General features: G+C 68.9%; 12 protein-coding genes and 2 pseudogenes. 11 read left to right on the top strand and 3 right to left on the bottom strand.

Going from position 1 to position 14,964, the window contains the following annotated elements:
- Window positions 1-15: 15 nt before the first annotated feature.
- Both ACSMXO_RS24680 and ACSMXO_RS24685 read right to left on the bottom strand, forming a co-directional pair.
- Window positions 16-613, bottom strand: a pseudogene (locus ACSMXO_RS24680) (transposase); the annotation flags it as partial.
- A 156-nt stretch (window positions 614-769) separates the two neighbouring features.
- Complete coding sequence (locus ACSMXO_RS24685) at window positions 770-985, bottom strand: hypothetical protein (protein WP_455413957.1); 216 nt, start codon at window positions 983-985, stop codon at window positions 770-772.
- 122 nt (window positions 986-1,107) lie between these two features.
- On the opposite strand from ACSMXO_RS24685, the gene ACSMXO_RS24690 reads away from it, so the two are divergent.
- The 11 genes and pseudogenes from ACSMXO_RS24690 to ACSMXO_RS24740 all read left to right on the top strand — a co-directional run bounded on the left by ACSMXO_RS24690 (window position 1,108) and on the right by ACSMXO_RS24740 (window position 14,240).
- The gene (locus tag ACSMXO_RS24690) at window positions 1,108-1,305 is read left to right on the top strand and encodes a transposase (protein ID WP_455413958.1); all 198 of its coding nucleotides are present in this window, start codon (window positions 1,108-1,110) and stop codon (window positions 1,303-1,305) included.
- A 356-nt stretch (window positions 1,306-1,661) separates the two neighbouring features.
- A pseudogene (locus ACSMXO_RS24695) lies at window positions 1,662-1,823 on the top strand (transposase); the annotation flags it as partial.
- Window positions 1,824-2,188: 365 nt separating this feature from the next.
- Entirely contained in the window at window positions 2,189-5,221 is a 3,033-nt protein-coding gene (locus ACSMXO_RS24700; RefSeq protein ID WP_455413959.1) for a BTAD domain-containing putative transcriptional regulator, read from the top strand.
- A gap of 361 nt (window positions 5,222-5,582) precedes the next feature.
- Window positions 5,583-6,449, top strand: a complete 867-nt coding sequence (locus ACSMXO_RS24705; RefSeq protein WP_455413960.1) for an esterase/lipase family protein — start codon at window positions 5,583-5,585, stop codon at window positions 6,447-6,449.
- 124 nt (window positions 6,450-6,573) lie between these two features.
- Window positions 6,574-8,079 carry a glycoside hydrolase gene (locus ACSMXO_RS24710; protein WP_455413961.1) on the top strand — a complete coding sequence of 502 codons (1,506 nt, stop codon included), beginning with the start codon at window positions 6,574-6,576 and terminating at the stop codon, window positions 8,077-8,079.
- A gap of 654 nt (window positions 8,080-8,733) precedes the next feature.
- Window positions 8,734-9,102, top strand: coding sequence for a hypothetical protein (locus ACSMXO_RS24715; RefSeq protein WP_346263888.1), 369 nt, complete (start codon window positions 8,734-8,736; stop codon window positions 9,100-9,102).
- A gap of 385 nt (window positions 9,103-9,487) precedes the next feature.
- Window positions 9,488-10,441 carry an alpha/beta hydrolase gene (locus ACSMXO_RS24720; RefSeq protein ID WP_455413962.1) on the top strand — a complete coding sequence of 318 codons (954 nt, stop codon included), beginning with the start codon at window positions 9,488-9,490 and terminating at the stop codon, window positions 10,439-10,441.
- A gap of 382 nt (window positions 10,442-10,823) precedes the next feature.
- Window positions 10,824-11,669: an ABC transporter ATP-binding protein gene (locus tag ACSMXO_RS24725; RefSeq protein ID WP_455413963.1), complete on the top strand. Its 846-nt coding sequence runs from the start codon at window positions 10,824-10,826 to the stop codon at window positions 11,667-11,669.
- Window positions 11,666-12,457 (top strand): ABC transporter permease, encoded by a 792-nt coding sequence (locus ACSMXO_RS24730; RefSeq protein ID WP_455413964.1) that lies wholly within the window; start codon window positions 11,666-11,668, stop codon window positions 12,455-12,457. Before ACSMXO_RS24725 ends, ACSMXO_RS24730 begins: the two co-directional genes overlap by 4 nt.
- Entirely contained in the window at window positions 12,415-13,623 is a 1,209-nt protein-coding gene (locus ACSMXO_RS24735; protein WP_455413965.1) for a sensor histidine kinase, read from the top strand. Before ACSMXO_RS24730 ends, ACSMXO_RS24735 begins: the two co-directional genes overlap by 43 nt.
- Window positions 13,620-14,240: a response regulator gene (locus ACSMXO_RS24740; protein ID WP_455413966.1), complete on the top strand. Its 621-nt coding sequence runs from the start codon at window positions 13,620-13,622 to the stop codon at window positions 14,238-14,240. The genes ACSMXO_RS24735 and ACSMXO_RS24740 overlap by 4 nt, the downstream gene beginning before the upstream one ends.
- Before the next feature lie 59 nt (window positions 14,241-14,299).
- Here the strand turns inward: ACSMXO_RS24740 and ACSMXO_RS24745 are convergent, their stop codons facing one another.
- Complete coding sequence (locus ACSMXO_RS24745) at window positions 14,300-14,791, bottom strand: transposase family protein (protein ID WP_455419306.1); 492 nt, start codon at window positions 14,789-14,791, stop codon at window positions 14,300-14,302.
- Window positions 14,792-14,964: the final 173 nt, after the last annotated feature.

Raw genomic sequence — 14,964 nt, forward strand, 5'->3', positions numbered from 1 at the left:
CACGCACCAGCGCGGTGGCGCCCAGAGCCGGGCGTCGAACACGACCAGCACGTCAGGATCGCCCATCACCCACTGTCTGGCCGCGATGAGACGTTGCATGACGTCGCGGACCTGGGCCGCAGTCACTTCGGCGACGTCGTCGGCCGGGCCGGGCCGCACGGCGTCGAGGATCGCGGTCCATGAGGTCCGGCCCGGTTCCAGGGCGGCGATAAACGAGTACGGCCAGCCCGGGTTCAGCTGGGCCTGGTTCTTGCCGCAGCCGTAGAGGTGGCAGAACAACCTGTCGGGGCTGGTGGCGGCGTCCGGGCGCAGCCGGGCGCTGACGTACACGGCCAGGACCAGCCGTCCGCCCCGCGCACCGCGGTAGCGGCAGCCCTGTGAGGACGCCACAGAGCCGTTCGACCTCGACCCAGCGCTTGTTGTTCAGCGCGTCGTACAACGCGCCGTGCCCGCGCCGGCGCTCGGGCGGCAACGACAACCCGACCAGGGTTCGTACCGGCCCATCGGTACAGAGCACCGCGTCGGTGAGCTCGAAGAGCGCGTCGACCCGCGCGGTCAGGCAGGCGTAGCAGTCGGTTCTGAGCTGGGAGTTTGGCTCCCGTCCATCGCCGATGGACTTTTGTGGGCGTGAATTCGGGCCCAGTTGCGACGGGCCTTGATTCTCGTGCGGGTGTCGAACGGCGCTCCGGAGAGCAGTACCGTGGTGCCACCTCCCTCCCGAGGATGACGACTGCAGTACGACGAAACAGGACGGAATCGGGCCTAGCGTTCAGGCCATCACGCGGGCGGGTCGTCGGCTCCACCGCAGCCGCTGCGCGCCGGCGAGCGGTTCGTCGACCTGAAGATGGCCGAGGCCTACACGCCCGCGCCGCCGGAGGGCGGCGGCACGGACGAGTACCGGTGCCAGGTGATCGATCCGGGCCTGACCAAGGCGCAGTACCTGACCGGGACTCAATTCATGCCGGAGAACGTCGCCATCGCGCACCACGCCATCGTGTACGCGGTGCCGCCGGGCGGCGCTGCCGCGGTGCGCGAGCCAGGACGCGAAGACCCCCGGCCTCGGCTGGCAGTGTTAGCCGCGGCCTCCGAGAAGAATGCACCGACCACATGCTGCTCTACAACGAGCGGCACGCGCAGGCCGTGGCCAACGAGTACGTCGACCACTTCAACAACCACCGACCACACCAAGGACGACACCAGCGTCCACCCAACCACGACCCAGCCGTCATCATCCCCATGGACAAGCCCGTACGACGCCGAAGACGACTCGACGGAGTGATCAACGAATACCACCGAGCAGCCTGAACCGATCTCCAAAACACCAGGTCACCGCCATGAAACGAGTTTTGGCACGGTACACGGCGTGGCGTGACCTGCCGGCCCGGTACGGGTCCTGGCAGTCGGTCTACACCCGGTTCCGCCGGTGAGCGTTGGATGGCACGGTCACCCGGATGCTCGCCGGGATCCAGGCGCCGCGGGGAGCCGCTGCGGCTTCGCTGGGCGCGCTGGCGCCGCCCGCGGCGACGGGCGCGCGCGAGAGAGGGCCGGGGATTCGGCCCGGAGCCAAGCCCGAGCGACACACGTCCTTCGGTCCGGTCAAGCAGATGAACGCCGACGAACTGAGCATCGGGTACGCCGAGGCCGGACCCGCCAACGGCCGGGTGGTGGACGACACCGGGTTTCCCAAGGACGGCAACGCCTCGGCGTGCGTGGGCCGGTAGTATTCCGGCACGCTCGGTAAGGTCGCCAACTGCCAGATCGCAGGCAGGGTCCACGCCGCGACCGACGCCGCCTCGGCGGTGCTGGACTGGCAGCTGTTACTCGGCCGGTTTATCCTCGCCGCGACCTGGGAGAACGTGCGTGAGCATGCCGCTGGGCCACCGGACTGCCCTCTGCACAGCTTTCGCTCGAAGTCCTCACGGGCGCCGGTCCACCGGAACGAGAAGTCGTCCCCGCAGCGGTGCGAACGCACCACGTCGCGATGCCCCGCAGCCGGCCGTCAGCGTCAGCGGCCTCGACCGTCCAGCGCACCACGTCCGCAGCTTGCTCTTCGCCCTGCCACACATCTCCACCCTGTCGGCGGAGACACCGGGCAGCGGGCAGCGGCGAGGTCGATGTACGGTTAGCTGCGGTCTCCTACAAGGAGCGACGACGGCCACGAGGACGCAGTCCGAGGCGGTGACGGTCGGTGAGTGAGGCACGGCTTCCCGGTGTCCTTCGCGAGTTCCGTGAGCGCGCCGGTCTAACCCAGCAGGATGTGGCCGAACGGGCCGGGCTGAGTGTCGGTGGGCTGCGTGATCTGGAGCAGGGACGCGTCGCCGCACCACGTCCGGCCACCCTACGCCGGCTCGCCGCCGGCCTTGGTTTGTCCGATGCGGAGACGGCCGAACTCGTCCGGTTGGGTCAGCGCACCCAGCGGCCCGGGTACGACCTGCGGTTGCGGGTGTTGGGTCCGCTTGCTGTCCTCGTAGACGGAGTGGGCGTGGATCTGGGCTCGGCGAAGCAGCGCACCCTGCTGGCCGTGCTGGCGTTGACCCCGAACGCACCGGTGCAACTGGACACGCTCGTCGAGGTGATGTGGGGCGGGCGACCGCCGGACGGCGTCGCCGGTCTGGTGCAGAGTCACGTGTCCCGGCTACGGCAGCGGCTGCAGTCGAGGCGGCTGGCCGGTGAGCCGGATCGTTTGTTGGTCGCCACCCGGGGTGGCTACCAGCTGGCCGTCACCGACGACCAGCTTGACCTGCTCGAGTTCCGCCGCCTCATCGAGGCTGCTCGGGGTGCCCACCGAGACGGCGAGCCAACCCCCGCGTACGAGTCGTACCGGCAGGCGATCGGCCTGTTCCGGGGTGCGCCGCTGGCCGACCTGGCCGGCCTGCGGGTCCTGCCGGAGGTGGTGGCGCTGGACCGGGAACGGCAGGCGGTCGTCGTGGAGTACGCCGACGTCGCCACCGCGCTCGGCCATCATGAGCAGGTGTTGCCGGTGCTGCGGCAGGCCACCGAGGCCGATCCGTTGCACGAGGCTGTCCATGCGCGGTTGATGCTCGCGTTGGCGGGCAGCGGTCAGCAGGCTGCGGGGCTGCGGGTGTTCGAGGCGCTGCGCCGTCGGCTCGCCGACGAGTTGGGCGCGGACCCGGGACCCGAGTTGGCCGACGCGCACCGGCGGGTGCTGCGTCAGGAGGTGGCCCCGGCGGCTGGGACCGGCCCGGCGCCGGTGAGCGCGCATCGCCAGCTACCGCCGGACCTCGCCGACTTCACCGGCCGCGAGGCCGAGCTGCGTACCTTGTGGTCGGCTCTGCCGCCGCCCGGGGACGCGGGCGGCACCCTGGTGATTTCCGCGATCGAGGGAATGGCAGGGGCCGGCAAGACCCGGCTCGCCATCCACCTCGCCCATCAAGTGGTACGCGCCGGGCGGTACGCCGATGTCCAGCTCTACGTGGACCTGCGGGGTCACGCCGACGAGCCGCCGGCCGATCCGGCGACTGTGCTTGCTTCCTTTCTTTACCTGCTGGGTGTGCCCGGCGCCCAGATTCCCGATGCGGTGGACGCGCGGGCAGCGCTGTACCGGGACCGGCTGCACGGCCGGGATGCCCTGGTCCTGTTGGACAACGCCGCCAGCGACGGGCAGGTGTTGCCGTTGCTGCCGGCGAGCGCGACCAGTCTCGTCCTGGTCACCAGTCGTCGGGTGCTGGCTCTCGAGGGTGCCCGCACGCTGAGCCTGGATGTGTTCACCGCGCAGGATGCGCACGCGATGCTCGGCCAGCTCGCCGGTAGGGATCGGATTGCCGCGGATCCGTCCGCCGCTCGCCGGGTCGCTGACCTGTGTGGGCGGTTGCCGCTGGCGGTGGTGTTGGCTGGCCGGCGGTTGCGTTCTCGGCCGGCCTGGACGTTCAGCGATCTCGCCACCCGGCTCGACACGGCGGGCAGCCGGCTGGGTGAGCTGGCGATCGGGAGCCGGCAGGTCCGGGCCGTCTTCGACCTGTCCTATCGGGCTCTCGATCCGGCGGAGCGGCGGCTGTTCCGGTTGCTCGGGCTACACCCTGGCGACGACTTCACCGCCGACTCGGCCGCCGCGCTGGCGAACGTGGCGCCGCCGGCGGCCCGCCAGATGCTTGAACGGCTGGTGGACGAGCACCTCGTCACTCCGGTCACCGCCGACCGCTACCGGCTGCACGACCTGCTCCGCGACTACGCCAGGACGCGAGCGACAGCGGATGACGGTGACGGCGGCACCGATGCCGCCGTCGATCGGATCCTCACCTGGTACCTGCACGCCGCCGACGCGGCCGTCCGAACGCTGGCGCCACACAATAGAAACGTCATCCTGGACGAGCGGTCCCGGCCATCCCATCTGCCCGTCTTCGACGCGGACGAGCAGGCGTTCCAATGGCTCACCGCCGAAGAGGCCACCTTGATCGTCGCCATCACCAGCGCCTTCAGCCACGGCAGGTATGACGTCGCCTGGCGACTGCCGGCGCTGCTCGGGCCGTACTTCGAGCGACGCAGCAACTGGCACGACTGGCTCGGCACCAGACACATCGCGCTCAAGGCGGCACGCCGGGCGGAGGACCGGGCCGCCGAGGCACTGATCCTCAGCGGCCTCGGTACCGTCTACGGGCAGATCAACCAGACCGAGAAGGCCATCGAGTGCCTCACCCACTCGCTGGAGATCCGCCGCGCCATCGGCGACCGGTACGGCGAAGGTCGGACGCTCAACAACCTTGGTGTCGCGTACGGCCGGCAGGGCAAGTTTCACGATGCCATCGAGTACCTGACCGCAGCCCTGGAGATCTGCCGGCAAACCGGCTCCGAGTACGAATGGACCATGGCGCTGGGAAACCTCGGCCGGGCGTACACCGGTGCCGGGCAACACGAGGAAGCGATCCGCTGCCTGCGGGAGGCGCTCGAGATCCGGCGGCGGCTGGCCGATCCAGTCGGCGTCGCCTCGGCGCTGTTCAATCTCGGCGAGGCGCTGTTGCGCGCGGGGCAGCACCAGCAGGCCCTCATCCACCTGTCCGAGGCTCGCGACCTCTTCCACGAGAAGCACTGTCCCGGGCTCGAGGCCGAGACCCTGGAGATGCTCGGAGACGCCCGGCTGCTCTCCGACGAGCCGGTTCAGGCCCGGGAGTGCTGGCGGCAGGCGTTGGACCTGTTCGACTCGCTCGGCCACCCGCGCGTCGAAGGGCTGCGTACCCGGTTGGCGCCGCACGCGGCGCACCCGTAGTCAACCCGTAGTGGGTCGGTGACGATTTTCTCGTTACCGTCGCTGACCAGCGCCGCCAGCGGCCGGGTAGGTCCGACGAGATGCCAGGACTCGGTGAGCGTCGTTCGTCACCATGGGTGGGACAGCGATGTGGGCCTGGGGAGGACGAGATGCCGGGAGGTCGCACCGACCTCGCAACGCCGCTGTGCGTCGTGGGTCGGGAGGTGGGCGTGATGGATAGGCCGTTGCTCGATGGCCTTTGCGATCCGGTCTGGGAGCGGCTGTTGCGCGAGTCCCTGGAGGAGCAGGCCAGCGACAAGGGTGGAGGAAGGCCGGTGAGCTCATGAGACAAGGCTGGGTAAGACGCGCTATCAGCGCAGTCATGATCGGGGTGGTCGCGTCGCTGTCGGTGGTCGCGCCGGCGTCAGCGGCGCCGGGTTCCGCATCGGCGGCGCCGGTACGCGACGACAGTGTCAACGAGCCCGTGTACTTCATTCACGGCTTCGACGGTCAGCCGAACACGGCGGGGTTCGACTGCGACGCCTACTGGGGCGACGCCATAGCGGCGATGCGAGGCTGGGGCTGGATCGGCGTCCCACTAACCGTCGGCTACTACTCGAACGACAGCAACTGTGCCGAACCCTTGGAAAGCGGTAGTCGCAACACGAGTCTCAGCGAGCTCGGCAAGATACTGGCGTGGACGATCCACCACCGGTTTTCGTATATCGGCAGATCGGTTGATGTGATTGCCCACTCCATGGGTGGGCTCATCATCCGGGACGCCCTCACGGGGGTGCAGGAGGGGCAGGAAGGGTACCCGCCCTACCTCTATGTCGAGGATGTCGTCACGCTGTCGACACCGCATGCGCGGGGTTCCGCGCTCGCTAATCTGTGCGCGACCTTCATGTTGGCGATCCAATGTCTGGACATGGCGGGTCGCACCGGCTTCTTGGATAGTCTCGGTGGAAATCCGCAGGGCTCGCACGGCACCGACTGGACGGTGGTCGGTTACGAGGACGACTTCGTCGTTCCCGCCAGCGTGGCCACCAATATGCAGGCCAAGCACAAAGTGATCTACACCGGCGGGCAGCACGGCATGAATCACGACAATATGCGTTGGCAGACCACTGGTACGTGGAGGCACAAGTATTCTAATAACGGCGGGGGCACATGGACCGGACCGGTCGGCAATCAGGCGGCACCGATCCGGGTAGCGAACAACGGATGCTACTGGCATTCCGCGTGGTAAGGCTCCGCCGAGTAGTCAGCTCGTCGTCCTGCTGTGCGACCACCGCCCGCTGTCGGCGACGGCGGCGGGCGGTGGTGCGTCCAATCCTGGTTGACCGCTCAAGGCGATCCGGAGGCGTTCACTGATGGTGACGAGGCGGCGTCTGGTCGGGGGTACGGTCGCGGCGTCGGTGGGCGGTGCGCTGCTGTCCACCCCCGCATACGCCGATTACGCGACCACTGTCGACCCCTCGAAGAGTTACGGCGCGTGGGAGGGTTGGGGGGCGGCCCTGTCCTGGTGGGCAAACGTCTTCGGTGCCGACGACACCCTCGCCGACCTGTTCTATACCCGGAAGGCCGTGTCGTACGGCGGCCGCAGCTATCCCGGTCTGGGCTTGAACATCGTCCGGTACAACCTGGGCGCTTGCACGTCGCGTACGATTGGTACTCCGCCGGTGGGCATGGTCGCGTCCCCGAACATTCCACGGTACAAACAGCTGGAAGGTTTCTGGCTGGACTGGTACAGCGGCGACCCGACGTCAGACAGCTGGAACTGGCAGGTCGATGGCAGGCAGCGGCAGATGATGTGGAAGGCTCGCGACCGGGGCGCGGACCTGTTCGAGCTGTTCTCGGTCTCGCCGCTTTGGTGGATGTGTCTCAATCACAACCCGTCCGGAGCGGCGGACGGCGGGAATAACCTGCAACCGTGGAATTACCGCCAGCACGCGGTGTATCTGGCAACGGTGGCGCGATACGCCTACGACAACTGGGGGGTCGATTTCTCCTCGGTCGATCCGTTCAACGAGCCGGCCGCGCCCTGGTGGAGGGCGGACGGGCCGCAGGAGGGTTGCCATTTCGACCCCGCCGCCCAGCGGGAGGTTATCCGGTACCTACGTGCCGAACTCGATGCCCGGGACCTGACCTCGACGCAGGTCGCCGCCTCGGACGAGAGCACCTACGCCATGGCGGCCGCGACCTGGAACAGCTTCCCGCCGACGGTCAAGTCGCTGGTGGGCAGGGTCAACGTGCACGGCTACGAGTACGGCAACACCGGCGGTCCGCGGAGCACGCTCTACGACGCCGTACGTGCCGACGGCCGGCGGTTGTGGCAGTCCGAGTACGGCGAAGGTTGGGACCACGGCCTGTACCTGGCGTACAACCTGAGCCTCGACCTGCGCTACCTCCATCCGACCGCGTGGTGCTACTGGCAGCCGGTCGACGGCGCCACCTGGGGCCTGGTCGCTGCCGACTATCCCGACCCGACCGCCAACATCGGCACCCTGGGGGCGGTCAGCAACAAGTACTTCGTCTTCGCCCAGTACACCCGGCACATCCGCGCGGGAATGCTCATCGTCGACAGCGGCGACCAGGCGACGGTCGCGGCCTACGATGCGGCCAACCGCCGGCTCGTACTGGTCACGGTCTGCGGTGACTCACCGCAACGGATCACCTATGATCTGTCCCGGTTCGCCACCGCCGGTGGGGCCGCGGGTGGAGTCGTCCGTGACTGGACCACCGACGCGAACCCGGATGGGAGCATAGGGCGGCAGTACGTCGCCGGCAGGTCCACCCGCCTGGACGGCATGCGGTTGACGGTGCAGTTCTCCGCTCGCAGCGTCTCGACCTTCGAGATTGACGATGTGACAATCTAGCCGGAGGCTGCGGGATGCCGATCCGGCGTCCCGCGGCCAATCGCCGACGGATGATGGGACAAGGTCCGGTTCTCTCCCTGAAGAAGCGATCAGCAAAAGTACGGCGTCCTCGCCGAGCACCCCTGGGACGTACACGGCGAGCCGTACCCCAATTGCTGGTTAGGCAGAGGTGGAGAGACGTGGCGGACTTTCGAGTGCTCGGCCCCGTCGAGTTGTGGGATTCCGGTCGGTCGCTGAGGCCAGACCCTCCAAACAGCGGACGGCCTTCGCCGCGCTGGTGGTGGACGCGGGTCGGCCGGTGTCAGCGGCAACGTTGGTGGACCGGGTGTGGGGCAATGATCATCCGGCCGACTCTGAAGCTAATTAGCTTCCGACAGCCGACTCGATCACCGGCTGCCCGGCTTGGTCTGGAACCAGAGGATCACAGTCGCGGCGAAGAACAGCAACACGAAGAACGCGTACGGGCACAGCAGGAGCCACGCCATCCCCTCCATGGCGCACAGCCTAGGCCCACCACACACCGAACTCGCTCAACCTGCCTACGGTCACGGTGGTCCTCGCCCGGCTCTGGCGAGTATCCACATCTGGCGATACGAGTGCTGCGCTCCCGCAACTCTGTCGCGTACGTGGCGAACACCACTGTACGGTCGGGGCGTGGACGGCACGGTGCTCTGCGTAGATCGAGCCGACGTCCGGCAGACCGATGACGAGCTGACACTGATCCTCGGCGCCGCGGAAGTCCACGTTGTGCTGATCCGGTTGCGCTACGACGGCTGGGTGGACGAGGTGATCAATAGCGCCGGATCGGTTGCGAGAGGACCGGCTGCCTGGACCCTCATGGACCACAACCTTTCCCTCGAATTCGGTGCTCGGTCCGCCGCCATCCTCGGCTTTCCTCGCGACTGCCGACTGCAACTCGATCTGGACGAGGACACGATCCGGCGGGTCCGTGCCGCGCTTCTGGAGATCCTGCAATGCGCGTGCTTCGTGGTCGATACTCCGGAGGGCCGTATCGTCGGCTGAACTCCTCGGGACGAAGGCCGACCCGCCGGGTCCATCGGCACGCCAACCAGGGTCAGATACGCGGATCTGCCCGCCGACCGTGCGCGCTGGGCCTCGGCGCGCCGGTCACGCCGCATCGAGGTCGGCCTTGGTGCGGTTCCCTTGCGGACATGCCGAGAAGAGCACACTGGATCATGCCGAGTCGAGAGTGTCGGAGTGGTGGAACGACTTGGGAAGCCGGGGCGCGGGCGGAACAGCAGCAGTCGCGGACCAGTACACGATTTCCCTGACCCGCCTTCATAGCGAGTGTAGGGTCCGGTACGGGTCATGCCCCGATGTGCCTGACCACGCGGTGAATGATGCTTGCGCCATGATACGAACTGGTATTCGGCTAGCGGCGAGTCTGTTGTTGCTGCCGGTGGTGGTGGCAGCGATCGGTTCTGCGTCGACCGGCGTCGCCGTCGCGTCACCCGGCTCGACGTCAGCGGTTGTCTCCGAGGAGCGGATCGGCGAACGCTTAGTCGACCTGACGATCGATTCGGCTGCACTGGGCGGCCCGGCAACGGTGCGGCTGCTCACGCCGGACGGGTGGGATGAGCGCCGCGCCGGCGATCGATGGCCGGTGCTCTACCTGCTGCACGGCATGTTCGGCACGCATGAGGACTGGACAACGTACAGCGATGTCGAGACCCTTCCGATGCTGCGCAACGTGTTGGTGGTGATGCCAGACGGCGGATCCCCCGGCGGGTACTACACCAACTGGTGGAACGGCGGGCGGTACGGGGCGCCAGCATGGGAGACGTTCCACCTCGACGAGGTACGCACCACGCTGGAACGCGACTACGGGGCGGGCACCCGTCGCGCCGTGGCGGGAGCGTCGATGGGTGGATACGGCGCGCTCGTCTACGCGGCACACCGCCCGGGCATGTTCCGCGCGGTGGCCAGCTACAGCGGCCCGGTCCACCTCTTGCATCCGGACTCGGTCGACTCGTGGCGCACCGCGTTCCAGGAGGCCCCGGAGTATCTCGGCCTGTGGGGCGACCCGGTCGCGCAGCGCGCGAACTGGCAACGACACGACCCATACCACCTCGCCGGTCGACTGCGGCACACCCCGATTTTCCTTACCTGCGGCGACGGAGAACTCGGCCCGCTGGACGGGCCGAACACCACCCCGTTCGACCAGCAGACGGAGGCGTTCGACCGGGTCCTCAACAAATCACTCGCGGCCGAGATGCGGAAACGGGAAGTCCCCGTCACCACACACTTCTATCAGGGCACTCACCAGCCGCCGTACTGGGAACGGGAGCTGCACCACTCACTGCCGATCCTGCTGGCCGCCCTCGACAGCGGCCGACACTGACAACAGCCGACCAGGATGGTCGAGTCCGTGAGCAGAAGTCCCTCGGCTCGTGGCCGAGGGCTCCTGCCCGCCACGCGCTCATCTGCCGCGGAGCACGCGCGGCGGCCGGCTGCGCACGGATCACAGAGCGTGGCGGCGTACGGCTGGCGCGCGCCGTCCGATCATGCCGATGGCAGTGCGTCGTGGGCGTGAGTGGGGCTGCTCGTCGTGGGTTGGCGTGGTTTCACGCCATGCGGTGGGAGCCGGTGGCCGGCCGGTTACTGGGCGGTTCGTTGGGTGTTCACGGCCGCTTGGTGCTGGGGTTTGTGTCCACCGGTCGGTGGACAGGCTGTTCCGTCTGCCGATTGTTTCGGCGGGTTCGGGTGGGGCTGACGATCGGGGCATGACGACGGCTATCGAGGTGCGGGGTCTGCGCAAGCGGTACGGCGGTGTGTGCGCGGTGGACGGTGTCGATCTGGCGATTGGGTGCGGCGAGGTGTTCGCGTTGCTCGGAGCTAACGGTGCTGGCAAGACCAGCATGGTGGAGATCCTGGCGGGCTTCCGCCGCCGGGATGCGGGCACGGTCGCGGTGCTCGGCGAGGATCCGCAGCGGGCTGGGGTCGGCTGGCGTCGCGGCATCGGTGTCGTGTTCCAGGATGCCGCCGACGCCGCCGAGCTGACCGTTGCGGAGACGCTGCGGCACTTCGCCAGGTACTACCCGGCGGCGCGGGACCCGGACGAGGTCCTCGATCTGGTTGGGCTGCGCGACAAGGAGCACGTCCGGGTACGGACGCTGTCCGGCGGCCAGCGGCGCCGGCTCGACGTGGCGGTGGGTGTGATCGGCCGGCCACGGCTGCTGTTTCTGGACGAGCCGACCACCGGGTTCGACCCGCGGGCCCGCCGACGGTTCTGGGCGCTGATCCAGTCGCTCGCCACCACGGGTGGCACCACGATCCTGCTCACCACCCACTACCTGGAGGAGGCCGAGGCGCTGGCCGACCGGGTGGCGGTGATCGCTGGCGGCCGGATCGTCGCCAGCGGCGATCCGGCCTCGCTCGGTGGGCGGGCCACCGCAGAGGCGACGGTGAGCTGGCACGACGGAGACACGCCGCGCACGGCGCGTACCGCGGATCCGGGCCGGCTGGTCGCCGAGCTGACCGCCCGGCACGGCGGCACCCCACCGGGTCTGACGGTCACCCGACCCACGCTCGAAGAGGTGTACCTGGGCCTGATCGGGGGTGCCGGATGACACGCCTCGGACTCGCCCGCGGCTCGGTGGAGCTGAAGAGCTTCTTCCGCGAACGCGAGGCGGTGGTCTTCACGTTCTCGATGCCGGTGGTGCTGCTGCTCCTGCTCGGCTCCGTCTTCGACGGAGCGTACCCCGGCACCGGTGTCACCGCCGCCCAGTATCTGGTGCCGAGCATGATGGCCGCCGGGGTCGCCTCGACGACGTTCGTCAACCTGGGCGTCGGCATCGCCGCGGACCGGCACGACGGGACACTCAAGCGGCTGCGAGGGCTGCCGATGCCACCCTCGGCGTACTTCATCGGAAAGGTCATCCTGGTGCTGGTGGCCAGCGTCGCGGAGGTGGCGGCGCTGCTTGTCGCCGGGGTGTTCTGGTTCGGTCTCGGGCTGCCGGGCACGCCTGCCCGGTGGCTGACCTTCGGCTGGGTGTTCCTGCTCGGCGTGGTGAGCTGCGCTTTCATCGGTATCGCCGCCAGCGGGCTGGCCCGATCCACGCGCGGCGCGGGTGCGGTGATGAACCTGCCCTACCTGGTCCTGTCCTTCGTGTCGGGCATCTTCGTCACACCGCTCGGTGCGATCCCGGAGCCGCTGCTGCGGATCGGCTCGGTGTTCCCGCTGAGGTGGATGGCGCAGGGGTTCCGTTCGGTGTTCCTGCCCGACACGATCCTCGGCGAGGAGCCGGTCCAGTCGTGGGAGCATGGGCGCATGGCCGCGATCCTCGCGGTGTGGTGTATCGGGGGTCTGGTGCTGTGCCTGGCGACGTTCCGCTGGCGTTGCCGCCGCGACGGCTAGAGTTCGAGTCGTGGGCGGACCGCTGGCCGCTGTGGGACGCCTACTTCGCGGTTATCGCCCTGGCCACCGCTGTCCTCGTGCTGAGCGATCGGCCGGAGTCCGTCCCCGCGAAGGCGGGCACGGTCGGGCTGCTCGCCGGCCTCGTCGGGTGGTATGTGGGCTTCGGCCGGGCACTGATGCGCCACGACGGCGAGGACTGGCGGGGGTATGCCTACCTGGCCGGAGTGTTGGTGCTCTTCGTACCCGCCGCCGCGCTGGTCGACTCCAGCACTGTCGTCCTGTTCGCGGTCTGCCCGCAGGCGTACATGGTGATGGCGGCACTGCCGGCCACGGGCGCGGTCGTCGTGTTCGCTGCCGCCCAGACCGCGCTGTTCCTGATCCGCACGGACGATCTCGCGCAGACGGTTGCCATCCAGTTGCCGATCGCGGCGACGATCGTGGCGCTCGCCGCGTTCGTCGGCACCTGGGCGCGACGGGTCGCCGGGCAGAACGCGGAGCGGGCCGCGCTGATCCAGCAGCTCGACAGCTCGCGCGCTGAGGTGGCCCGGCTCTCCCACGAGGCGGGCGTGACCGCCGAACGGCAGCGGCTGGCCAGCGAGATCCACGACACCATCGCCCAGGGCCTGTCGAGTGTGGTCATGCTCGTCCAGGCCGCCGACGCCGAACTGGACCGCGACCCGACCCAGACCCGCCAGCACCTCGCGCTCGCGGCGCAGACCGCGCGGGAGAACCTGGCGGAGGCACGGGCCTTGGTCGCGGCGCTCACCCCGGCCGCCCTCACCGGTTCCTCACTCCCCGAGGCGCTGGCCCGCCTGGTCGACCGGCTCGATCGCGATGGCGGGACGGTCGGCACCTGGTCGGTCGCCGGTGCACCCCGGCCGCTGCACACCTCGGCCGAGGTGGTACTGCTGCGCGCTGCTCAGGAGTCGCTGGCCAATGTGCGCAAGCACGCCGGGGCCGACACGGTGGCGGTCACCCTGCGGTACTGCTCGGACAGCGTCGTGCTCGAGGTCACCGACGACGGCTGCGGATTCACCCCGTCCGGGGACCGCAGCGGATACGGCCTGGTGTCGATGCGCGCCCGGGTCGAGCAGATTGCCGGCACGTTGGAGGTCCAGTCAACCCCAGGCGGCGGAACGACCATCCGGGTACGGGTGCCGTCATGACCATCTCCGTGCTGCTCGTCGACGACCACCCGGTGGTACGCGCCGGGGTGCGCGGCATGCTGGCCGGCGAGTCCGACATCGTGGTGGTCGGCGAGGCGGCCTCCGGCGCCGAAGCGGTCACCGCCGTCCGCGTAGCAGCCCCCGACGTCGTACTGATGGATCTACGGATGCCCGGCCTCGACGGCGCGCAGGCAACCGCGCAACTGCTGGCCGCCGCACCACAGACCCGTGTGGTCGTGCTGACCACCTACGAGACCGACGGCGACATCCTCCGCGCGGTCGAGGCAGGCGCCACCGGCTACCTACTCAAGGACGCCTCCCGCACAGACCTGCTCAACGCCATACGGGCGGCCGCACGCGGCGATACCGTGCTTGCGCCGTCCGTCGCCACCCGCCTGCTGCACCAGATGCGGCGCCCACGGCACGACGCGCTCTCCCCGCGCGAGGTCGAAGTCCTGCGCCTCGTCGCCCGCGGGATGTCCAACATCGAGATCGGCCGTGAACTGCACATCACCGAGGCCACCGTGAAAACCCACCTGCTGCGCACGTTCGCCAAACTCGGCGTCGCCGACCGCACCGCCGCGGTCACCACCGCCATGGCCGAAGGGCTGCTCTAACTACTTACGATCTCGTGCGCAATTGCGCGGGGCGCTGAGCTGCGGTGATCCGTGTTCTCCTACCAGGTGATCAAGCGGTCGGAGACCAGGCCAGCGACGGCGTCCATGGTCTCGGGCAGCAACTCGCCGCGGCCGGTGAACCGTTGGAGTTGGCGCCACCACTTCAATTCGGCAATGGCATGTTCGACGGGGAAACATTGTGACGACCGCTGCTTGCGCTCGGCTTCCCACTGAACCTGCCGAGCCGATGGCGCACCGGGGCGCAGCTTCAGCGGCGGGGCGGTGCCCTGGCCGGCATGGGTCCTGGCCAGCCCTTGGTAGCCCGAGTCGACCAGGACCCTCACCCGCGGGTAGGCGTCCAACAGCGCATCGATGCCCTCGATGCGGGCAGCGGTGCTGTCGTGCATCCGGCCCGGTCGGTAGCCGCCACACCACAGCGTCACCCCATACTCGTCGGACACCACGGTGGCCTTGATCGTGTTCTGTCTGTCCTTCCCGGACACGAACGCCTTCCTGCCCGAACGCCCAACCCGAGGCCGGCGGACCCGAATCTGGCGTGGCGTCCAGTCGCAGCGTCACACCCTCCCCGGCGGCGTAAGCGAACACATCCGCCAAGGTACGCAGTCGTACCCCGCCCGGGCGGCCGAACCCGCGACGGGCCAGCAACGGCCGGACCTGCCCGATGGCACGGGTCACGGTCGACCGATCCACCCCGAACGCCGCC

This window comes from Plantactinospora sp. DSM 117369, assembly GCF_053764795.1.